This window comes from Flavobacterium terrisoli (assembly GCF_030167905.1).
Classification (GTDB): domain Bacteria; phylum Bacteroidota; class Bacteroidia; order Flavobacteriales; family Flavobacteriaceae; genus Flavobacterium; species Flavobacterium terrisoli.
On sequence record NZ_JARGNA010000003.1, the window covers coordinates 57,305 to 79,826 of the forward strand.

Annotated in this window: 23 protein-coding genes; 4 read left to right on the top strand and 19 right to left on the bottom strand. The window is 38.9% G+C overall.

The window, feature by feature from the left end; genetic code table 11:
• Positions 1–118: 118 nt before the first annotated feature.
• Positions 119–3,586, top strand: a complete 3,468-nt coding sequence (locus tag P1K33_RS04410; RefSeq protein WP_284651676.1) for a T9SS type B sorting domain-containing protein — start codon at positions 119–121, stop codon at positions 3,584–3,586.
• Between the two features lies 1 nt (position 3,587).
• On the opposite strand, the gene P1K33_RS04415 is transcribed toward P1K33_RS04410, so the two are convergent.
• The 9 genes from P1K33_RS04415 to gcvP form a co-directional block, all read right to left on the bottom strand.
• Positions 3,588–4,355 (bottom strand): ABC transporter ATP-binding protein, encoded by a 768-nt coding sequence (locus tag P1K33_RS04415; RefSeq protein ID WP_284651677.1) that lies wholly within the window; start codon positions 4,353–4,355, stop codon positions 3,588–3,590.
• On the bottom strand, positions 4,355–5,101 hold the full coding sequence (locus tag P1K33_RS04420; RefSeq protein WP_284651678.1) for an MlaE family ABC transporter permease: 747 nt from the start codon (positions 5,099–5,101) through the stop codon (positions 4,355–4,357). The genes P1K33_RS04415 and P1K33_RS04420 overlap by 1 nt, the downstream gene beginning before the upstream one ends.
• A gap of 118 nt (positions 5,102–5,219) precedes the next feature.
• Positions 5,220–6,068 carry a glycosyltransferase family 2 protein gene (locus P1K33_RS04425; RefSeq protein ID WP_284651680.1) on the bottom strand — a complete coding sequence of 283 codons (849 nt, stop codon included), beginning with the start codon at positions 6,066–6,068 and terminating at the stop codon, positions 5,220–5,222.
• Positions 6,068–6,592, bottom strand: coding sequence for a class I SAM-dependent methyltransferase (locus tag P1K33_RS04430; RefSeq protein ID WP_284651682.1), 525 nt, complete (start codon positions 6,590–6,592; stop codon positions 6,068–6,070). The genes P1K33_RS04425 and P1K33_RS04430 overlap by 1 nt, the downstream gene beginning before the upstream one ends.
• A 45-nt stretch (positions 6,593–6,637) precedes the next feature.
• Complete coding sequence (locus P1K33_RS04435) at positions 6,638–7,696, bottom strand: 3-oxoacyl-ACP synthase III family protein (RefSeq protein WP_284651683.1); 1,059 nt, start codon at positions 7,694–7,696, stop codon at positions 6,638–6,640.
• A 122-nt stretch (positions 7,697–7,818) separates the two neighbouring features.
• The gene (locus P1K33_RS04440) at positions 7,819–8,199 is read right to left on the bottom strand and encodes a group III truncated hemoglobin (RefSeq protein ID WP_284651684.1); all 381 of its coding nucleotides are present in this window, start codon (positions 8,197–8,199) and stop codon (positions 7,819–7,821) included.
• A 112-nt stretch (positions 8,200–8,311) separates the two neighbouring features.
• A complete protein-coding gene (locus P1K33_RS04445; protein ID WP_284651685.1) occupies positions 8,312–8,929 on the bottom strand; it encodes a hypothetical protein in 618 nt (205 codons plus the stop codon).
• 122 nt (positions 8,930–9,051) lie between these two features.
• On the bottom strand, positions 9,052–9,633 hold the full coding sequence (locus P1K33_RS04450; protein WP_284651976.1) for a hypothetical protein: 582 nt from the start codon (positions 9,631–9,633) through the stop codon (positions 9,052–9,054).
• Entirely contained in the window at positions 9,581–12,424 is a 2,844-nt protein-coding gene (gcvP, locus tag P1K33_RS04455) for an aminomethyl-transferring glycine dehydrogenase (protein ID WP_284651686.1), read from the bottom strand. The genes P1K33_RS04450 and gcvP overlap by 53 nt, the downstream gene beginning before the upstream one ends.
• A gap of 178 nt (positions 12,425–12,602) precedes the next feature.
• Here gcvP and P1K33_RS04460 point away from each other — a divergent pair, with 178 nt between their 5' ends.
• Complete coding sequence (locus P1K33_RS04460) at positions 12,603–13,400, top strand: hypothetical protein (RefSeq protein WP_284651687.1); 798 nt, start codon at positions 12,603–12,605, stop codon at positions 13,398–13,400.
• Here the strand turns inward: P1K33_RS04460 and P1K33_RS04465 are convergent.
• The 10 genes from P1K33_RS04465 to P1K33_RS04510 all read right to left on the bottom strand — a co-directional run bounded on the left by P1K33_RS04465 (position 13,380) and on the right by P1K33_RS04510 (position 20,732).
• Positions 13,380–13,835 carry an SRPBCC family protein gene (locus P1K33_RS04465; RefSeq protein WP_284651688.1) on the bottom strand — a complete coding sequence of 152 codons (456 nt, stop codon included), beginning with the start codon at positions 13,833–13,835 and terminating at the stop codon, positions 13,380–13,382. The genes P1K33_RS04460 and P1K33_RS04465 overlap by 21 nt on opposite strands.
• A 10-nt stretch (positions 13,836–13,845) precedes the next feature.
• Entirely contained in the window at positions 13,846–14,226 is a 381-nt protein-coding gene (locus P1K33_RS04470) for a hypothetical protein (protein ID WP_284651690.1), read from the bottom strand.
• A gap of 12 nt (positions 14,227–14,238) precedes the next feature.
• Positions 14,239–14,583 (bottom strand): hypothetical protein, encoded by a 345-nt coding sequence (locus P1K33_RS04475; RefSeq protein WP_284651691.1) that lies wholly within the window; start codon positions 14,581–14,583, stop codon positions 14,239–14,241.
• A gap of 5 nt (positions 14,584–14,588) precedes the next feature.
• Complete coding sequence (locus tag P1K33_RS04480; protein ID WP_284651692.1) at positions 14,589–15,029, bottom strand: hypothetical protein; 441 nt, start codon at positions 15,027–15,029, stop codon at positions 14,589–14,591.
• Positions 15,026–15,385: a hypothetical protein gene (locus P1K33_RS04485; protein ID WP_284651693.1), complete on the bottom strand. Its 360-nt coding sequence runs from the start codon at positions 15,383–15,385 to the stop codon at positions 15,026–15,028. Before P1K33_RS04485 ends, P1K33_RS04480 begins: the two co-directional genes overlap by 4 nt.
• Positions 15,386–15,439: 54 nt before the next feature.
• A complete protein-coding gene (locus P1K33_RS04490; RefSeq protein ID WP_284651694.1) occupies positions 15,440–15,943 on the bottom strand; it encodes a GbsR/MarR family transcriptional regulator in 504 nt (167 codons plus the stop codon).
• Positions 15,944–16,198: 255 nt separating this feature from the next.
• Entirely contained in the window at positions 16,199–18,223 is a 2,025-nt protein-coding gene (locus tag P1K33_RS04495; protein ID WP_284651695.1) for a M3 family metallopeptidase, read from the bottom strand.
• 131 nt (positions 18,224–18,354) lie between these two features.
• A complete protein-coding gene (gene purE, locus P1K33_RS04500) occupies positions 18,355–18,849 on the bottom strand; it encodes a 5-(carboxyamino)imidazole ribonucleotide mutase (protein WP_284651696.1) in 495 nt (164 codons plus the stop codon).
• Between the two features lie 86 nt (positions 18,850–18,935).
• The gene (locus tag P1K33_RS04505; protein ID WP_284651697.1) at positions 18,936–20,087 is read right to left on the bottom strand and encodes a 5-(carboxyamino)imidazole ribonucleotide synthase; all 1,152 of its coding nucleotides are present in this window, start codon (positions 20,085–20,087) and stop codon (positions 18,936–18,938) included.
• Between the two features lie 114 nt (positions 20,088–20,201).
• Positions 20,202–20,732 (bottom strand): HEAT-like fold family protein, encoded by a 531-nt coding sequence (locus P1K33_RS04510; protein ID WP_284651698.1) that lies wholly within the window; start codon positions 20,730–20,732, stop codon positions 20,202–20,204.
• A gap of 132 nt (positions 20,733–20,864) precedes the next feature.
• On the opposite strand from P1K33_RS04510, the gene P1K33_RS04515 reads away from it, so the two are divergent.
• On the top strand, positions 20,865–21,794 hold the full coding sequence (locus tag P1K33_RS04515; RefSeq protein ID WP_284651699.1) for a hypothetical protein: 930 nt from the start codon (positions 20,865–20,867) through the stop codon (positions 21,792–21,794).
• A gap of 191 nt (positions 21,795–21,985) precedes the next feature.
• The gene (gene hpt / locus P1K33_RS04520; RefSeq protein WP_284651700.1) at positions 21,986–22,516 is read left to right on the top strand and encodes a hypoxanthine phosphoribosyltransferase; all 531 of its coding nucleotides are present in this window, start codon (positions 21,986–21,988) and stop codon (positions 22,514–22,516) included.
• Positions 22,517–22,522 lie beyond the last annotated feature (6 nt).

Consider the following 22,522-nt stretch of genomic DNA (forward strand, 5'->3'; position numbering starts at 1 on the left):
TTACTCATTCAAAAGCATCGTTTACTCATCTTTCAAAATCAGAAACTAAGAATTTACGCAACCTATGGCATTTTGTCGTATCTTCCGCTTAAGAATTTAAGTTTAAGATAAGATATAGATGGACCATGTAAAGTTGAAGTTTACCTTTGTTTTGTTGCTTTTCACCCAGTTGATTTTTAGTCAATTATCGAATTTCACCCTAACAGTTACCAGAACCAATGAAACCTGTACGGCCAACGGAACGCTGACATTTAATGTGTCTAACACAACAACAGGCTCAACGATTTTATACTCCATTTACCGACTTCCCAATCTGGCTACGCCAATTTCGGTGCAATCAACCAATACTTTGACCGGATTGATTGCTGGAACTTATCGTGTGATAGCCACACAATCATTAGGTGCCGACAGCGGAACCCAGCAACAGGATATTGTTATAGATGATTTGGTTGTACCATTGACCTATCAGGTGAGCGGCATTCGTGAAATTTGTGGCAATGATGGTGTGATAACGATTAATGTGTTGACAGGAACTGCTGTGAATTATGAAATTTTTTCCGGTCCGATGATTCGACCATTGCAGGCCTCTAATATTTTTACCGGCATGACGGCCGGCGTATATCAGATAAGGGTTTTTGACAATTGTGGTGAAGGTGTAGTGCAAACCTTTACTTTACTGGAGTCCGATCCCGCTTTGACTTTTGAATTAAATCCTCCGGCATTGGCCAGTTGTACTACCGTTAGCATTGGCGCTGATTTTGAATCTGTTTTGGCTCCGCCAAACGGGGTTGTAAAATATCCGTTGCAGGTTGTGACAACCCTTTATCCGCCAACAGGACCACCAGTTACTTATACGCAAACCGTAACCAACTTTTTTTCCTTTTCACAAATTGTTCCTTTGTATCCGGGACAAACTTATAATTACACCTTTGCCATTACGGATGGATGTGGTGTGGTTTATACGTTAAATGGAGTTATTGATAATCTGGATGTTTCGGCCTCATATATGGTATTGCCTCAGGATTGTACCCATCAGCAAATCACTTTCTTTAATGTGAGTGCTGTCACTCTGGTTTCAGCACCTTCAGGTTTTACGACTTCGCTGCCACAGAGTTATACCGGGCAAATCAATAATAATTCGGTAACGATTGGTGGTTTAATTGAAGGAACTTATGTGTTTAACACCATAGATGTTTGTGGAAACCCGGAAACTTTTACAGTTGATATAATCATTCCCGAAGTAGCACCGCCATTTGTTTTTATATACAATGTGAATTGTGTTACCGGTTCAGTAATCATCAATGGAATTTTGGGACTGGTATTGATTTCTGCTCCACCGGCGTATGATGATTTTCCTTTGCCGCATGATTATACCAGTTTGATAAATTCTGCCAATTACATCACTTTCGAGAATATACCGGTTGGAACGTATACATTTGATGCGCTTGATTTATGTGGTCAACCGCAACCTGTTGTAGTGGTCATTGCGCCAGCGCCACAGATTCCGGTTTTGACTGTGTCAGAAGGATGTCAGGATGGTTTTGGTTCATTTAAGCTGGCAGGACAATTTAATATGATAACCATGACATCTGCTCCGGCAGCTTATGGAGCTACTTTGCCACTTAATCTGACTGGGAGTTTGGTTGCAAACGGAGCAACCATGGCACTGGTTTTAGATATGCTTCCTCCAGGAACTTATGTGATACAATCTTTGGATCTTTGTAATAATATCTATAACACTACTGTGACGATACAAGGTCATCAGGATAATACCAATGTTATCATTACGCCAAATTGTGGTTCGTTTAATCTGGATTTAAACAATACGAGTAACAGTACTATAGAAACTACTTCTTATTGGTTGCAAAAACTCGACACCCTAACCAACACTTGGGGTCATCCCTTAACCGGTGTGGTTTATATTAACGGAACATATCCGAGTCCGCTCAATTCAGTGCCGTTGAACAATAACAGCATCAATTATAATTTAGCCTACCAAGGACATTTCAGGATATTAAAGGTATTCGAGAGTTTTGAGGCGAACAATCCTGTTCTTGTCGATTGTTTTAAAACCATTCACGAATTTGACTTTAACGGACTGCCGCGTATTAATGATGTGTATTCTGTTTCCTGTGGCACTACCTTTGAAGTGATTGTTCTGGCAGAAGGGTTTAACCCGTTGTTGTATAGAATTACCACCAGAAACGGAGATCCTTTTTTAGTTGAAAACGGGAATTCAAATATTTTTACCGGTTTGCAACCTGCGACATACAACTTTCAGGTTGAAGATGCCTGTGGGAATTTACTAAACAGCGCTTTTGAGATTTTGAGCCCTAATCCATTGGCAATCCAGGCGAATGCGATAACCTGTGATGGAGAAAACCTGACTTTAACCGTACCCGATTTTGCCTTTTTTCAATATGAATGGTGGAAAGACAATAATACAACGACTATCCTGAGTACTTCAAGTTCCCTGACGTTCACACCTTTTAATTCGGTGGTTCATAACGGAACTTACCATGTTAGGATAACCTATATCAATAATCCGGGTTCTTGTTTGAATCAAGTGTTGGATTATACCATTAACATCAGTAATATACCTCCTAATGCCGGAAACGGGGGTTCTTTTGACTATTGCGGAAGCCAGGGTAACATTAATTTATTTACGCTTTTACAAGGCAGCTATGATACGGATGGAACTTGGTCTGAAATGACATCTAGCGGAACGCTCAGCAATAATATTTGGAATTCAACGACAGTGCCTTACGGTAGTTATGAATTCAGATACCATGTTGATGGCACTTGTGGTGTTTTTGAAGAATCCTTTATTAATATTACGATTAATGAGATACCGCAAATTCCAACTGCGACCGCAGGAGCTTTGGCTTGTGAAGGCGCAAGTTTAAACCTTTATGCAACCAATATTCCCAATGCAACCTACCAATGGACTGGTCCGAATGGATTTACTTCATCCGATCAAAACCCTTTAATCAATAATCTGACGGTGGCGAATAACGGAACGTATTCGGTTACGGCAACGCAAAACAGCTGTTTGTCGGGAAGTTCAAGTGTTGAAGTTTTCGTAAATCCTTTGCCGGAATTTGAATTGAGCCAGGATTGTATAGAAAATGAGTATGTGGTTACGGCGACGCCAATTAACAACTCGTTTGATGCTTTAACGGCCAATTATGCCTGGACAGGACCTAATAATTTTACCGATAACCAAAATCCGATTTTAATTACCGGAGAAGAAACCGGTTTGTACAATCTGACGATTACCGTTGACGGATGTTCGGCAACCCAATCGATTGATGTGGTGCGAACCATTTGTTATATTCCGAATGTGATTACGCCGAATGATGATGCGACCAATGACAGTTTTAACCTCTCAGGTTTTGAAGTCGACCGAATTGAAATCTACAACCGCTGGGGCAGAAAAGTATACGAGAAAAACAACTACATTGATGAGTGGCATGGCCAAAACATGAAAGGCGAAAGATTGCCCGATTCGACTTATTACTACATTCTCAGTTTAAGAACCGGAGAAAATAAAGTAGGCTGGGTTTTTGTCAGTGATAATCGATAACTTATAAATCTTCCCTGTTCTGTGCCTTTCTGATTTTCTTGAAAAGATTGGAAGAATACACAAAATCGGTAATGGCTTCATTATCGGTTTTGAAGATTTCTTTTTTGGTTCCTTCCCAGGCCAAAACACCTTCTTTGAGGAAAATAATCTTATCACCGATTTCCATCACCGAGTTCATATCGTGCGTATTGATGACAGTCGTGATGTTGTATTCCAAGGTGATTTCGTGAATCAAATTATCAATAACTATAGCTGTTTTTGGATCAAGTCCCGAGTTTGGTTCGTCACAAAAAAGATACTTTGGATTGTTTACAATAGCTCTGGCAATCGCCACACGTTTTTGCATACCGCCCGAAATTTCAGAAGGTTTTTTATGATTGGCATTAATCAAATTCACACGGTTGATAACAAAATCCACGCGCTCCTTGATTTCAGCAGCCGTTTTATTGGTAAACATTTTCAATGGAAAACCTACATTTTCTTCCACCGTCATACTGTCAAAAAGCGCACTTCCCTGAAATACCATTCCAATTTCGGTACGCAAAGTTCTCTTTTCATCCGGCGTTAAATCAGAATAAATCCTGCCGTCAAAAGCAATCGTGCCTTTATCAGGTGAATGAATTCCAAGCAAACTCTTGAGCAATACTGTTTTTCCCGAGCCACTTTGGCCAATGATCAAATTGGTTTTTCCGGTATCAAAAACGGTCGAAATCCCTTTTAATACCTTGCTGTCTCCAAATGACTTTTCGATGTTTTTTACTTCTATCATTAGGTCAAAAGTAATTGCGTTAATATATAATTGGCCAAAATAATAGTCACTGAGGTCCATACAAAGGAAACCGTACTGGCTTTACCAACTTCCAGAGCGCCGCCTTTCATATAATAGCCGTGAAACGATGGAATCGTGGCCAATATCATAGCAAAGACAAAGGTTTTGATAAAGGCATAGGCAATATGAAACGGAATAAATTCCTGTTGTATTCCGGTAACGAATTCATTACTCGAAGCAAATCCGCCATAAACACAGGCAATCCAACCGCCGAAAACGCCGAGGAACATTGCAATTCCAATCACAAACGGATAGAGTAACAGCGCTATTATTTTGGGGAAAACCAAATAGTTTAGTGAATTCACACCCATTACTTCCAAAGCGTCAATTTGCTCCGTAACTCGCATTGTTCCTATGCTTGAGGTGATAAATGAACCCATTTTTCCCGCCATAATGATGGAAATGAATGTTGGGGCAAATTCTAAGATTACCGATTGTCTGGTTGCAAAACCGATGAGGTATTTCGGAATTAACGGATTGGTTAGGTTCAATGCCGTCTGGATGGAAACTACGCCACCAACAAAGAACGAAATGAAACAAACAATCCCAAGCGAATCAATGATTAAATCATCAATTTCCTTAAAAATTAATTGCCTCATGGCCGACCATTTCGTGGGTTTGTTGAATACTTCTTTCAACATCAAGAAATATTTTCCTATTTGCGACAAATAGCGGACTAACATCATAGAATTAAAATATTGTCAAAAATAGTGATAATTAATTTGAAAATGTACCAATTTGAAAATTTGAAAATCCTTTCACTTCAAGATTACTCGATTTTCAAATCTTCAAATCTTCAAATCCTCAAATCAACTTTTCTTTCATCTTTTTCCAACGATAACTGCGGATGAATTGCGCTTGTTCTTTGGTCACCAATAACGGTTTATTAGCCGATTTGGCTTTCCAAAACCCCTTGATATAATCTAAGAACAATAATGGTTTTCCTTTTCGCATCGCGAGTTTGAGTGAGGCAATGGATGTAATGACAAATCCATAACCCAAAGAATAAAAAGCTTCACCTTGTTTGTAACGCGCTGTTTTATTGTAATTGGCTCCGGTAGGTTTGAGGTGTTTTACTTTTAAGGTTTCATCGGTTACGACTTTCCAGTCGTAGAATTTGCAGAGGAGTTCGTCAACGGTGTCCCAACCCATGGCCGGTTTTAATCCGCCGATTTGCTCGAAAGTTTCCTTTCGATAGGCTTTAAATGCACCGCGGATGTGGTCTTTGTCGGTTAGGTTTTCAAGTATCCAGTCGCCATTTTTTTCGATGTAGGCAAAGCCGCCAACCATTCCGATTTTGTCATCTGATTGGAAATGTTTGATAATCGTTTCAAAATAGTTTGGAGGAAAAATCAAATCGGCATCAGCTTTGACAATCAAATCATAATTGTTATCTAAAGTTTCCAATCCTTTTTGAAACGCCTGAATCACTTTGCTTCCGGGCAAATGGATCGTGTCGGAAGTTTTATTGACCAAAGAAATCCACGGCTGTTTTTCGGCGAAAGCCAAAACAATTTCAGCAGTTTTATCAGTAGAATTATCATTCACAATCACGGCTTTGGCTGGCAAAACAGTTTGTTCCACCAATGACTGCAAAGTCAAAGCCATAAAAGCTTCTTCGTTGTGCGCCGGAATGACAATGTAGTAGTTCATTATTTTTCCTTTTCAGCGTAAACCAAATAATACCTTGGCGTAATCCATCGTAGTAATGGACGGAAACCCAATTTCTTCACCGGATGGGTGAACTTCACGCGGTCCACAATTTTAAAACCAGCCTTTTCCAAAAGCCAGTCGAGCTGCCAATCTTCAAATTCGTGGTAATGCCTGTCCCACATGTCGGTTTTGCTTCGGTAAGCCGGAGAAAACCACAAGCGTAACGGAATCGAGATAAGAACTTTGTCGGCTTTTACGTTTTGTAAAACGGTATAGGGATTGAGTAAATGTTCGAAGATTTCAAATGCGGTAAACACTTCGTAGCTTTCACTTTGCAACGCCGATTGGTCATTGTCAACATCTTCGCCTTTGGTATTTTTAACGGTATAGCCATTGTCTTCCATGATTTTGGAAAACGGATTGGGCACACCTAAATCCAAAATAGTTTCAGAAGTAGTGATGTGTTTTTTTAAAAACTGTAAGGTAATGTTAAAGCGCTTACTCGGGTATGTCTTCTCGTACATTGGTTAGGTTTGCAAAGTTTATGGTTGCAAAGTTAACAAAGTTAATTACATTCTGTAGACTATCGCATTCACATTCATTCCCGCGCCAACCGAAGCAAAAAGTATCACATCGCCTTTATTCAACTGCTGATTTTCTATTTTGCCTTTTACTAAAGAATCGTATAAGGTTGGAACCGTGGCCACACTCGAATTACCCAATTTATGGATACTCATCGGCATGATGCCTTCGGGAGCGGTTTGGCCGAACAGTTTGTAGAATCGTTGGATAATAGCTTCATCCATTTTTTCATTGGCCTGATGGATCAATACTTTTTTGATGTTACCGATATCAATACCGCTGGCTTCCACACATTCTTTCATGGCTTTTGGTACCTGACTCAAAGCGAACTCATATATTTTTCTACCGTGCATTTTGATGTAACGCACATCGGGATCATGGGTTTTATTAAAGGAATTGCCAAAGAACAAATAATAGGCTTCGTCATAAGTGAAAGTCGCCGAAGCATGGGCTAAAATACCACCTTCTTCATCAGTAGCTTCTATGATGGTTGCACCGGCACCGTCAGAATAAATCATGCTGTCTCGGTCGTGCATGTCAACCACTCTTGATAAGGTTTCGGCTCCGATAACCAAACATTTTTTAGCCATTCCGGCTTTGATAAAGGCTTGTGCCTGAATGACACCTTCCACCCAACCCGGGCAACCGAAGAGCATGTCGTAGCAAACACATTTTGGGTTTTTGATGCGCAAATCATATTTGACTCTGGTGGCCAAACTAGGTAATAAATCGGTTTGGATGGCGCCTTTTTTTACGTTCCCGAAATTGTGCGCAAAGATGATATAATCCAAGGTTTCAGGATCAATTCCTGAATCTTCAATCGCTTTTCGGGCGGCGATGGTAGCAATGTCGGAAGTCTGAAGATCATCTGTTACATATCGGCGTTCTTCAATCCCAGTGATATCGTAGAATTTTTCGGTAATGACTTCATTGGGAAGTGGAAATGGTGTTCCGTCATCATTAAGGAAAACGTGTTTGGTAAAATCTTTATTGGTAACTATTTCAGTGGGAATGTAACTTCCGGAACCGGTTATTTTGATATTCATTATTTTGCGTATTTCATTACGAAATTATCAATAAAATTATTTATAGATTGTAAAGTTTTTAAATAATTTAAAACTTTTATGAATAATTTAAAAAACAGACTTGATTATTAACGAACTGACAATTATTTTTCTTTTTGCTGGATAATTTTAATCTGCATGATGGTGGCAATGCTCAAGGCTTGCGTCTTAATTTGCTCGGCTTTTTCACCTTTGAAGTGCTCGTCAACGGTGTTGTAAAAATGATTCAACCATATTTTAAACAGCTCCGGTGTCAAATGTTCCTTGGCATTGATGTCCAAATGGATTTGGGTCAAATTCTTGGTGTAACCACCGGTTCCCAAAATGGCCTGTGACCAAAAAGTAACCAATATCGGTAAATGTTCCTCGATTTTTATTTTGACTACATCGGTGAAAATATAGCTGATAGTATCATCAGCCAATAGTTTTTTGTAGAACTCATCAACGAGTAGGTAAAGGTCGTCTTGGTTTTGGATGTCAGTCATTTTGAGTTTATGAGTTTTTAATTATGAGTTGGGATAGATTTGTGAGTGCAAAGATAATCCTCAGCGGTGAGTTTTCTTTGAAGGTATAGTATTCAAATCCGTTTTGCTTAGGCTAATCATAATTTGGAGTGAAATGTATTTCTTCTTTTTTTTGGGTCTTTATCGAAACCCTAATCTCTTTTAAACAAGTTCCTTTTTGATCTTTGGACACACAGGATACTGAAATTCCGTCAACAAGAGTATCACTTTTGTCTTTAATTACAATTTTAGAGAGTTCTTTGTTAGTATAATGAAAATACTGTGTGTGGAAATTTGTAAAATTATCTACTATTTTATCTATAGTTCCATCTTTATTATAATGATAAATGGCTTCATTCTCTTTGTATTGTTTTTGAGTGTAGCAGCTGATACGTTCGCGTTGTTTGGGTTTCCAACGTGTTTTACAGTAATAAGGTTCCCTATCCGGATAGGATTCCTTTACAAACCATAATCTCTTTTCGGTTTCCTGAATTGTATTGCCGGCAGCATCAACTGTTTTGGAGTATTTAATGCGGCCATTTTTAGTAAAGACCATTTCCTTTTTATACAATAGCTTTTTTTGATTGTCTACTATTGTAAATGTTTCTTCGGTTGCAGATTTTATTCCTTCAGGCAATAGTCGTTTTTGGGTATACTTTTTTGTAGCACACGATTGTAATGTTAAGAGTAGGATTAAAAACAAAACTCTCATAATCGTAAAGTTTAATGATGTACTAAGTTACGAATTTTTAAACGATTTATAATTTTAAAAGAAAATTCAGCGGAACCGCAAGCTTCGCAGTTGTTGCAAACTGCTGTTATATGCCGTTGCTTTTATTCACTTATTTTATTTTTTGGCGATATTTCCACTATAGTAAAACCCAATTTTTTTGAAAGAGATTCATTGTCAAAATACAATGTTACTTTATTTTCTTTATTGCTAAAAAGACCATTTCCAATTATTCTATTTTTGTTATCTAAAATTTCAAATTTTAAATAGCTTTCAGAGTAAAAATTATTTGTAAATATATATATCTTATTTTTCGTAAACACTTTAAAACTCCCTTCATTAAATGCAATAAGTGTTTTTGTTTCTTCAATATAATGGATGTTATAGTTAGAACTATTTTTTCTAATAAAACTATTTTCTGATTCATTGAATGAAAATTGCTTGCTTTGAGCTGATAGCTGAAAAATTGAAAAGAAGAAAATAATAAAAATGTTTTTCATAGTATGGTTTTGCAATGGCATATAACTAGCAGATTGTCGCAAGCCATCTATCAAATATAAATCTTTTCTGAATAAACCGCACAAAAAAAAGCGGCTCTTTTGAACCGCTTTATCTCTTAAAACTAAAAATGTATTACATATAAGCTTCAATTGGCGCACAAGAACAAACCAAATTTCGGTCTCCATAAGCATCATCTACACGGCGAACGCTTGGCCAGAATTTGTTTTCGTGGATGTACTCCAACGGATAAGCTGCTTGCTCACGGGTGTATGGGTAAACCCACGTATCCGCCGTTAACATGGCTAAAGTATGTGGTGCATTTTTCAATACGTTATTGGTGTCCTCGGCTGAAGCCGCTTCAATTTCTTTTCTGATGGAAATCATCGCATCACAAAAACGGTCTAATTCGGCTAAATCTTCAGATTCTGTTGGTTCAACCATCAAGGTTCCGGCCACCGGGAAAGAAACCGTTGGCGCGTGGAAGCCGTAATCCATCAAACGCTTGGCGATATCCGTTACTTCGATACCGTTTTGTTTGAAAGAACGACAATCCAAAATCATTTCGTGTGCCGCGCGTCCCATTTCTCCTGAGTATAAAACCGGATAATGTTCTTCCAAACGGGCTTTCATATAATTGGCATTCAAAATCGCGTGTTCGGTTGAGCTTTTCAAGCCTTCAGCACCTAGCATCGTGATATAACCATAAGAAATCAAACACACCAAGGCCGAACCATAAGGTGCAGAGGAAATCGCGGTAATCGCATTGTTTCCACCAACCGGAATGATTGGGTTGGTTGGTAAGAAAGGCACCAGTTTTTCGTTGACACAAATTGGGCCAACACCAGGTCCGCCACCGCCGTGAGGAATTGCGAATGTTTTGTGTAAGTTCAAGTGACAAACGTCAGCACCAATGGTTGCTGGGTTTGTTAAACCAACCTGCGCATTCATATTGGCACCATCCATATAAACCAAACCACCATTGTCGTGGATGATTTTCGTGATTTCGCAAATAGCACTTTCAAAAACCCCGTGCGTCGATGGATAAGTCACCATCAAACATGATAAGTCGGCTGCGTGCTCAATCGCTCTTGCTCTCAAATCTTCCACGTCGATGTTACCGTTTTCCATGGTTTTGGTCACGATAATTTTCATTCCTGCCATCGCTGCCGAAGCCGGATTGGTTCCGTGCGCCGATGATGGAATCAAACACACATTTCTGTGGTTGTCACCTCGTGACTGGTGGTAAGCGCGAATCGCCATTAAACCGGCGTATTCACCTTGTGCCCCAGAGTTGGGTTGTAATGTAGTACCAGCAAAACCGGTTACTACGTTCAACTGTTGCTCTAATTTTTTAAGCATCGTGATATAACCTTCTGCCTGTTCGATAGGCGCGAATGGGTGAATGCTGTTCCAGTTGGCCATAGACAATGGCAACATTTCAGCGGCTGCATTTAGCTTCATCGTACAAGAACCCAACGAAATCATTGAGTGGTTTAGCGATAAATCTTTGCGTTCTAATTTTTTGATATAACGCATCAACTGAGATTCAGAATGATGGTTGTTGAATACTTCGTGTTGTAAAAACGATGACGTTCTTTCCAATGAAGCTGGGATATTATTGTTTGAACTTAGTTCAGAAACCTTGAATGTTTCTTTGCCTGTTGCTTCTGCAAAAATGGCGATGATTTGGTTCAAATCATTCAACGAAGTCGTTTCGTTTAATGAGATCGAAATCGTTTCAACATCTACATAGAAGAAGTTTACTTCGTTTTTCTCTGCAATCGCTTTTACTTTAGCAGCATCCGCTTTTACCGAAATCGTATCAAAGAAAGCCGTATTGGTTTGGTAAACGCCTAATTTGTTTAAGGCATCCGCCAAAGTCACCGCCGAAGCATGTACTTTATTGGCAATGTATTGTAACCCTTTTGGTCCGTGATATACGGCGTACATTCCGGCCATAACGGCTAGTAAAACTTGCGCCGTACAGATATTGGAAGTGGCTTTTTCGCGTTTGATGTGTTGCTCGCGGGTTCCCAAAGCCATACGCAACGCGCGTTTTCCGTTAGCATCAATTGAAACTCCGATGATTCTTCCCGGCATGGAACGTTTGTATTCTTCTTTGGTAGCAAAGTAAGCAGCGTGTGGTCCACCATAACCCATTGGAATTCCAAAACGTTGTGTAGTTCCAACTACTACGGCAGCGCCCATTTCTCCCGGTGAAGTCAAGGTCGCCAAAGATAAAATATCGGCAGCCACAGCTACTTTAATTTCGTTTTCATTGGCTTTCGCGATAAACGCACTGTAGTCATTTACCTGACCGTGTTTGCCCGGATATTGTAAAATCGCTCCGAAGAAATCAGATGAGAAATCAAATGTTTCGTGGTTTCCGATTACCAATTCTACTCCGATTGGTGTTGAACGGGTTTGTAAAACCGATAAGGTTTGTGGTAATATTTCTTCTGAAACGAAGAATTTATGAGTGTTGTTTTTCTTTTGGTCACGAGAACGAACGTCGAACAATAACGCCATGGCTTCTGCCGCAGCGGTACCTTCGTCTAACAAAGAAGCATTGGCAATTTCCATTCCGGTTAACTCAATCACCATCGTTTGGAAATTCAAAATTGCTTCTAAACGGCCTTGTGCAATTTCTGCCTGGTAAGGTGTGTAAGCGGTGTACCAACCCGGATTTTCAAAAACATTTCTCTGGATTACCGGCGGAACAATCGTTGGGTGATAACCCAAACCGATATACGATTTGAATACTTTGTTCTTTTTACCCAATTCCTGAATATGTGTTAAATACTCATATTCGGTCATCGCAGGATCTAACTGCAAATCATTTTTCAAACGAATATCGTCCGGTATGGTTTCGTAGATTAATTGGTCAAAAGTGTCAACTCCGATAGTTTTGAACATGTGGTTTAGGTCGCTCTCACGTGGACCTATGTGGCGTAATGCAAATGCGTCTGTTCTCATTAAATAGTAAGTTCTATAAGTGTGTTTCGTTGTGCTTGTTTCGTTAGAAAACGAGATTGTTTTTTAACGCCAACAAAAGTAATTATTAAAGTCTAAATTTTTGGTTAAAAGAGTGTCAAATTTCGAGAATTTTTGAACTAAAACGGGTTGTTATTAACAGTTTGCCTATTTTTGAAGTATGCGGTATTTAAAACAGCTTCTCGACTTTTACATCAACAGCAGTATTCATATAGGTTTGGCGCTTTTTAGCCTGACTTATGTTACAACGCTTTCCAATGATTTGTGCAAGCATATTACTTATCCGTGTTGTGTGTTTTTCGGGACTATAATCGGGTATAATTTTTTGAAATATTTCGAAGTGTTTCAGAAAGGCAATTTTAGCCTGAAAAAGTATTTTTGGATTTTGGTTGTTACACTTTTGGCAGTGTTTGGCTATTTGTTTTTTGTTATTCGAATGGTTGATTCGATAAAAATCCAACTGTTAATCGCTGCCGGAATGGTATTGGTTTATCCTTTTCTGAGAAAATTTGGCGTGATAAAAATGTTTTGGGTAAGCTTTGTGATTGCTTATTTAACTGCATTTGTATTTATCAACGCATTACCCGGTTTTGAAGGTAATATTGGACTTGAGTTTTTTAAACGATTTGTTTTTGTGAGCGCACTGATGATCCCTTTTGAAATTTATGACAGCCAGCACGACGACAAAACACTGAATACTTTGCCCCAGAAATTGGGAATCGCCAATGCTAAAAAAGTGGGCTATTTATTGTTGTTGTTGTTTGTTGTTTTAGAGATTCTCAATTTTAATAGCAATGACAATGACAAGATCCAGTATTTGGTTATTGCTATTGTGATTGCGATTTTTGTTGCCATTGCCCTTCGTTTTTCGACTTTGGAACGAAGCAAATATTACACTTCCTTTTGGGCTGAAAGCATCCCGATTTTGTGGTTTGCCTTACTGTTGGCTTTCAGCTAATTCTTTTAGCATTTCATTTCTTTTCAGGAGAAAATTGGTTAGGTGTTTTTTGAGGAATAGCTTGTTGAAGAATTTACTCAGAATGCCAAATGGCGCTTTGTATTGCAGAAAATCAATCATTACGGTATGGCCGTTTTGGGTAACAAATGTGTGCTCGTGATGGAAATATTTAAAATGACCATTAATCATTTCATCCACAAAATAATTGGGGTTTTCCATTTCGGTGATTTGGCTTTGGTGTTTGAGATAGAAGCCAAAATGTTTTCCGCGGAAAGTCACCGTTTCTCCCAGTTCAATCAGCCCGGAAGTTCTTCCGGCAATCGCTTTTTCGTTGGATTGCGCGGTTGACTGCTGGTGAATGTCGATGTTTCGGGCCAAATCAAAAACGGTTTGAATCGGTGCGTTTATTTTGGTGATGAGACGAATGGTGGTCATGATTTTTTATTTAAGCAATGGCATTTTGCTGGGTTTGATTTTCTCTGGCTTTTCTTTTTCCTCTAAAGAAAAAATACAGATTCAGGAACAGCATCACACCAAGATAAATAGTAAAGCCACCAATTTTATAGCTGAGTTGTTCTATCAACGACTGGTAACTATCTCTGTAAAGATTCAGTTCCAGAATCATCAGGGCAAAACCAAGATTCAGTAAATAAAATCCGGTTTCAAACAATTTGTTGGTCGCATTGGCAATTTCTTCGCGGCCTTTAAAAATATCCAATATGTATATTTTGCTGTTTTTGAAAAGTGTTCTAGAAACATAATAGGTGAGGAACAAAGCTATTGGTAAATAGATGGCATAACCGATTAAAATTTTTGTAGTTTCCATGATAATAAATATTTAAATTAATTTTTGAATGTATTTGGTAAGAACGTAAATGTTGATGTAATGCATCAGGGCAATGGCTCCGATGATGATAGCCGATTTGAAGGCAATGACTTCAATGAGTTGGTTGAACGTGAGTATCTTTTCCCAGGAAATCAAGGTCATGGCGCAATAACCGATATTCATCAGGTAATAACCCAATAGCAAAACCTGATTGGCTTTATGACACAAATCCATATGATCCGGAATGAGCTGGGACACATAAATGTTGCCGTTTCGGTAGCAGATTCTACCGACTTTGACAATGATTAAAATGGTAATCAAAAGGTAAATGGCGTAACCAAGGATATTGAGGTTCATTACAATTACAATTTATAATGTCCGATTACATTGTGAATGAAAAGCAACGTGTTTACCACTGCAAAGAGCACAAATAGGGCATTCATGCCATAGCTTCCAATTTTGAAAATCGTTTTCTGCGGAATCTGATACATCGGATAATAGGCAATTTGAGTTGCGACTTTTCCAACCCAATACATCGCAATCAAACCGGTTAGCGCAACCGCCAAAGCAGATTGTTCTTTTAATTCGTTGGTAAACAAAATCGCAATCAGGCCAAAAGAAAAATTCAATCCCTGAATGTATCGGCCATAGGTTTTGGCAATTTCCTGGTTGAGCGGCTTGAGTTGTTTGACATCGTTGTACCAGTCAAATACCTTATGACGGATATAAGGATAAATCAGTGCGGTGAAAATTTGGCCACAACCACTGAGGATGATGAGCCAGTTTGGGATAGTGAAGTTCATAAAAGGTATATTTCTTTGTTTATCTTGATAATTAATAGATGAAAGGCAAAGGCAATCAACATGGGTAGAATGAATGTGAAAAACATGCCTGGGAATTCAAATATATTTCCTGAGCAGTAAGCGGCAATAAGATCAAAAATGACAACAAGCCAATAAACTTTTAAAAGATTTTTAAATTTTTGGGTCAGAAAAGGATAACATCTTAAAGTAATAGCGATGGCAATGATCAGCTGAGTAAAGCCAAGTAAAAATTGAAGCATCATGGCAAATGTAACGCCAACAATTGTCAAATAGGCAATTACTGTAGGATACAGAATCAGTTTGTTAGCGTTAATCAGGAAATCTAAATTTTTCATAATCTTGTAAATTTTAAACTTTCAGAAAAAAATGAAAGTTATTATTAAATTTTTTTACCTCATGATTTTGATGACCAATCTTCCCAACCAGTTGTCTTTGAGTTCGGTTACTTTGTCCAGCATATTATCGGCTTGTAAAACGAAGTCATATAATTTGGTGGTTTGCTCCACAAAATGTCTTTCCTGAGCCGTTCCGTCAGCTTCGATTGAAGAAACTTCCTTGAGTACTTTCAATGCGGGTTTGATTTCTCTTTTGCTGCGTTCCTTGGAGATTTTTACGGCCAATTCATCTAAGTCTTTCTCGGCGGTGAAATATTCTCTGCGTTCGCCGGTTTTGTATTCTTTGTATACAATGCCCCAATCCATCAACGCGCGTAAATTCATGCTGGCATTCCCACGTGAAATTTGCAATTCTTCCATAATGTCTTCCATTGAAACGGCTTCGTTTGAGACCATTAACAAGGCATGAATTTGTGCCATGGTTTTGTTGATTCCCCATTGTGAACCCAACGCGCCCCAGGTTTGAACGAACTTATTTTTTGCTTCTTTGAATTTCATTTGTCGCTTTTATTGATTTTTTAAAGGTCAAATGCAAATCGCATTAGAAATGCTCATTGTCATACACCAAAGGTAAATAAAAGTTTTTAAACTTTCAATAAAAAATGAAACTTATTTTTAATTTGTTGGGCGTTCCCTTTCAGGTCAGGCTGTCCCCGCTACATGGTAGCCAGCTTCCATCCTTAACACAAACGTCTGTGCATAAAAAAACCGAAGCTTTCACTCCGGTTTCTAAATATCTAATAATCTAACTATCTAAATCAATCCCGCTCTTTTCAGTAAAGCTTCCGGTTTCGGTTCCTGTCCGCGGAAGCGCTTGTACAATTCCATCGGCAATTCGGTTCCGCCTTTGGAAAGCACATTGTCTTTGAATTTCGTCGCGACTTCTTTGTTGAAAATGCCGTTTTCCTGGAAATAGGCAAACGCATCGGCATCCAATACTTCCGCCCATTTATAGCTATAGTAACCCGAAGAATAACCACCTTGGAAAATATGCGAAAACGAAACACTCATGCAATTTTCGGCCACGTCAGGATATAGGGTTGTATGGTCCATCGCGGCTTTTTCAAACGCTTTTACGTTGTCAATGGTTTGTGGTTTCGCATGATAAGCCATATCCAAAAGACCAAAACTCAATTGGCGTAAAGTCGCCATACCTTCTAAGAAACTCGCACTTTCCTTAATTTTATCTACGTATTGTTGTGGAATGATTTCGCCGGTTTCATAATGCTTGGCAAACAACGCCAACGCTTCCGGTTCGTAACACCAGTTTTCCATCACCTGACTTGGCAATTCGACAAAATCCCAATACACCGATGTTCCTGATAAACTCGGATAGGTCGTGTTGGCCAACATACCGTGTAACGCGTGTCCAAATTCATGGAACAAAGTCGTTACCTCGTTAAAGGTTAGGAGTGAAGGTTTGGTCTCCGTTGGCGGTGTAAAGTTGCATACGATAGAGACGTGTGGTCTTTCGTTGACGCCTTCCTTAATATATTGTGGTTTGAATGATGTCATCCAGGCGCCGTTGCGTTTCCCTTTTCTTGGGAAAAAGTCGGAGTAGAAGATGGCAACGAGTTGGCCTTCGAAATCTAAGACTTCAAATGTCTGAACATCGTCATGGTATTTTTCGATGTCAAATACTTCTTTAAAGGTAATACCGAATAATTTTTCGGCTACGGTAAACGCGCCGTTTAAAACGTTTTCCAATTTGAAATAAGGCTTTAAAATTTCGTCATCCAAACTGAATAATTTTTGTTTTAATTTTTCCGAATAGTATGCGCCGTCCCATTTTTCAAGGCTTTCCAATCCGTCCAACTCTTTGGCGAATGCGGTCAGTTCGGCGAATTCTTTTTTGGCTGCCGGTTTGGCTTTCTCCAGTAAATCATTCAAAAACGATTGTACTTTCTCCGGGTTTTGGGCCATGCGCTCTTCCAAAACGAAGTGTGAATGTGAGTTGTAACCCAGTAATTGTGCTCTTTCGTGACGCAAAGCCACTATTTTTTTGACATTCTCCTGATTGTCATATTCGTTATTTTGAAATGATTTTTTACCCGCGGCGATAGCCATTTCCTTGCGCATTTCCCGATTGTCCACATAAGTCACAAACGGTAAATAGCTAGGAAAATCTAAGGTAAAAATCCAGCCTTCCAATTCTTTTGATTTGGCTAAGGAACGCGCCATTTCTTTGGCGCCATCAGGCAAACCTTGTAAATCGGCTTCGTTGGTGATGTGCAATTGGTAGTTGTTGGTTTCCGCCAATACGTTTTCACCAAAGGTTAGTTTGAATTTGGCCAAATCAGCGTCAATTTCACGCAAACGCGTTTTCTTATCATCTGAAAGTAAGGCACCGTTTCGGGCAAAACTTTTGTATTTTTTGTCTAATAAAGTCGCTTGTTCCGGTGTTAACGTCAGGCTGTCCTTTTGATCGTGAACGGCTTTGACACGTTTGAACAAATCCTCATTCAACGCAATGTCGTTGCCAAAGGCAGTTAGTAAAGGCGAAACATCCTGCGCGATTTTCTGCATTTCGTCACAGGTTTCTGCCGAATTCAGGTTGAAGAAAAGCGAAGACAATCGGTCTAGTTCCTGACCGGAGAAGTCTAAAGCTTCAATAGTGTTTTCAAATGTTGGCGCTTCTGTATTGTTGGTTATGGCATCAATTTCGGTTCTGGCTTTGGCGATGTTCGCTTCAAATGCCGGTTGATAATCCTCAATTTTGATTTGCGAAAAAGGTGCTGTATTGTGTTTGGTTTGAAATTTTTCTGTTAAGATTTTCATGTGTTTTTATGCTGAAATTATAGCCTCGATAGTAGTGGAAATCCTTTTTATTGCTTTTAGAAAGGCCCTTCGACTGCGCTCAGGGAGACAAAAGCTATAAAAAGATTGGAACGTATAGCGGGAAAAAGCTCCTAAAAAATACTGTTTTTAAGTTCGTTTGACGACTTGTTCACGGCTTCTTTAAGGCTTTCTTTGTATAAAATAATTTTGTCAAGTACGATTTTGTCGTGGCTTCCGATGATTTGCGCTGCCAATATCCCGGCATTTTTGGCGCCATTTAGCGCCACTGTAGCGACAGGAACACCGCCCGGCATTTGCAGGATTGATAGTATAGAATCCCAGCCGTCGATTGAATTACTTGATTTCACCGGAACGCCAATCACGGGCAAGGGCGACATCGAAGCGACCATGCCTGGTAAATGGGCAGCACCGCCGGCACCGGCAATAATGACCGAAATACCACGGTTATGGGCGTTTTTACTGAATTCAAATAGTTTTTCAGGTGTTCTGTGTGCCGAAACGATATCGACTTCAGTTTGTATGTCAAATCCTTTTAGGATGTCGATGGCTTCCTGCATTACGGGTAAATCCGATTTGGAACCCATGATTATGGCTACTTTGCTCATGATTTATTTTGAATTTTAAATTTTAAATTTTAAATGATTCTAGTTTTGTTCATTCAAAATTTATAATTCATCATTTATAATAATTTTTAACTGATTACTCTAATCGAGTTCTTTACTTCTTCGGCAATTTTTCTGGCTTTGGCCATATCTTCATTAACAATCGTTACATGTCCCATTTTTCTAAACGGACGGGTTTCGCGTTTGCCATAAATATGTGGCGTAACGCCATCAATGGCCATGATCTTTTCGATGTTTTCATAAACTACTTGTCCTGAATAACCTTCTTCGCCTACCAAATTTACCATAATTCCGGCAACTTTGCTAGCAGTATTTCCCAAAGGTAGATTCAATATCGCACGCAAGTGGTTTTCAAACTGTGAGGTGTAACTGGCTTCGATGCTGTAATGTCCCGAATTGTGTGGTCTTGGTGCCACTTCGTTTACCAAAATTTCATCGCCAGCGGTTTGGAACATTTCTACGGCCAACAAACCAACATGGTTAAAAGCCTGTGAAACCTGTAAGGCAACTTCAGTAGCTTTTTGAGCGACTTTGTCGTCAATACGCGCCGGGCAAATAACATATTCCACCTGATTGGCTTCGGGATGGAATTCCATTTCGACCACCGGATAGGTTTTTACTTCGCCTGAAACCGAACGGGCCACAATGACTGCCAGCTCATTTTTGAACGGCATCATTTGTTCGGAAATGCATTCCACATCAGGTAAGTTCACTAAATCCATAGCCGAACGCACAATCTTTACACCGTTACCATCATAACCAAATTGGGCACATTTCCATACAAAAGGAAACGTTAATTCGCCTTTTTCGATTGCTTTTTTCAAATGGCTGAGGTCCAAAAAACGGTGATGTGGTGCGGTAGGAATGTTATTTTCAACGTAGAAATCCTTTTGTTTTCCTTTGTTTTGAATCATTCGTAGCGTCTTTGGTGATGGAAAAACCGGTAAGCCTTCGGCTTCCAGCCTGTCTAAAGCATCCAGATTCACATTCTCGATTTCGATGGTCAAAAGATTGGTCATTTTTCCAAATTGGTATACCGTATCATAATCCATCAAATCGCCGATAAAAAATTTGGAAGCGCCAAATTGAGATGGAGCTTCTTCGCTTGAATCCAGGATAAAAGTTTTGATATCGAATTTTCGGGTTTCGGCTAAAAGCATTTTGCCTAATTGTCCGCCGCCGAGAATTCCCAGTTTAAAATCGGAAGAGAAATAGTTCATTCGTCGTAGTTATTTGTTTTCAACGGTCTCATGCAGTCGCTTCGCTCGTGCCATTCGTCGTAGTGTTGTTGTGTTGTTGGCACAAAGATACTATTTCAAATCCAAAAATCATTTCTAAATCTTTTTCAAAACTTCTTTGGCCGCCGCTTTATAGCCAGCGGATTGCGCATAGAAATCCTTGTTGATGATATTTTTGAGTTCTTCTTTGAGCCAATCTTCCTTTTGGGCATAATGACACAGCGTATACATAGCATAGGCTTTTGGGGCTACTTTGGCATCACCAATCAGCCAATCCAGGCAGATTTCAATGAGTTTTTCTTTTTGGTTTTCAGTCAGTGTAATGATTTTAGAAGTACTTAGAAAAAAAGCGGTTCTCGACATACCGCGAATGGACGATTCGTGTTTGTAATGGGCAATGGTATCACAGATTTGGTCAATAAACGGCACGAGCATTTGGGTATGGGTTTCGGCCAGCATTTCGATAATCCAAACGGCTTTGTATTGGTTTTTATTGGTCAAATCAGTCGCGAAAGCTATAAGTTCCAATAAATGTTCGGGATTTTCAACCACAAAATCGCGGATGCCATTGCGACAATCGGTGCTGGCATTGCTTTTGGCAATTCGGTCGAAAAAAATCGTATTCATTTGGTAAATATATCAAATTTGCCAAAAAACAGATTTTAGTTTTTTCACTCATTTTTTTCACAAAGTATTAAAGATTAGAGAAATTGTATATATTTGGCGCCTCAAAAAAATCTTAAAATAATTATTATCACTATGTTAAAAAACAAAATCTATTATTCATTATTTACATTAGCAGCTTTGCTAATGGTTTCATGTTCCGCTGAAGAAGGCGCTTCATGCAAAAAAGTTAAAGACACAACTTTTTCTCCTAGTTCTACCGTAATCGATCTGTATTATTATAGTCCCGGAGATGCCAATTCGTTTTTGATTGAGTATGGACCAACAGGCTTTACTCAAGGAACTGGAACCACAGTAACCACTTCAAATGATTATGTAGGTTTATGGAATTTAACACCAAGTACAACTTATGATGCTTACATCACCAGTATTTGTAGTGCTGAGGACAGAAGTGCAGCCGTAAAAATTTCGAGCATGACGACAGGACCGTCTCAATGTAACGGTTCAGCATCGGCAACCATTTACCAATCCAGTGTTAATGAAGTAGAACTTTATCTTGATTATACCGATTCTTCACCAGACCATTATGAAGTACAATATGGCCTTAACGGATTTGCATTAGGAAGCGGTACGACGGTTGCAACAACAGGGACAAGCGATATACTTACTATTAGTGGAGTTTCGCCTGATACCGCTTATGATTTCTATGTAAGAGCCGTGTGTTATCAAACTGATGCTTCAGCTTGGGTAAAATATGATTATACTACGTTAACCACCTGTCCTAAGCCACAGAATCTAAATTCGTATTATATTTCAGGTTCTTGTACTTCAATTACAGAAACAAGAGGTTTCCAATGGAGCTATCCTTTTGCGTCACCAGCCAGTTATACCATTTCTGTGGTAACAACACCTAATGTGAATAATCCAGCTGCCGGCATTCAGTTTACAACTTCAAATACGGCCATCAACTTGAACAATATGTCTTGCTCTTATGATGCCTTTTATGTGAAGGCAAACTGTTCGGGTGGTTCTTCGAGCCAATGGGCCGGACCATTTTATTGGTAATAAGAGACTTTACATACCTTTATATTATCGCCATTTCTGTTCAAAAGAAATGGCGATTTTTTTTATGCCATGTTTGTAATTTTGCAAACTGAGGTTGATTCCTAAATCAAATTTGTAAAAAAGTGAAAATACTTGCTACTTGATACTCAATACTTGTGTAAATTTGCACCTTATTTTAAATCCAAAAAAAAATGATACATCTACACGATAAAACATTCGAGCCGTTTATTTCTTCAGAAGAAATTGATTTTGCAATTGCAAACATGGCCAAACAAATGGATGATGATTTTTTTGATGATGTGCCTGTTTTTGTTGGTGTTTTGAATGGAGCCTTTATGGTTTTAAGCGATCTGATGAAAAAATACAGAGGCATGTGTGAAGTGAGTTTTGTAAAAATGGCTTCGTATGAAGGAATACAAACCACTAATGAAGTAAAAAAACTGATTGGTTTGAACCAGAATTTAGAAGGCAGAACTGTCGTGATTGTAGAAGATATCGTGGATACCGGAAATACAATCGAAGAATTGAAAGCGATTTTTAAGGAGAAAAAAGTAAAGCATTTGAAAATTGCAACCTTATTTTTCAAACCGGAAGCGTATAAAAAAGACATCAAAATTGATTACGTTGGCATCCGAATCCCAAATAAATTTATCGTAGGTTATGGTTTAGACTACGATGGTTTGGGAAGAAACTTATCTGACGTTTACCAACTCGCACAATAATTAACT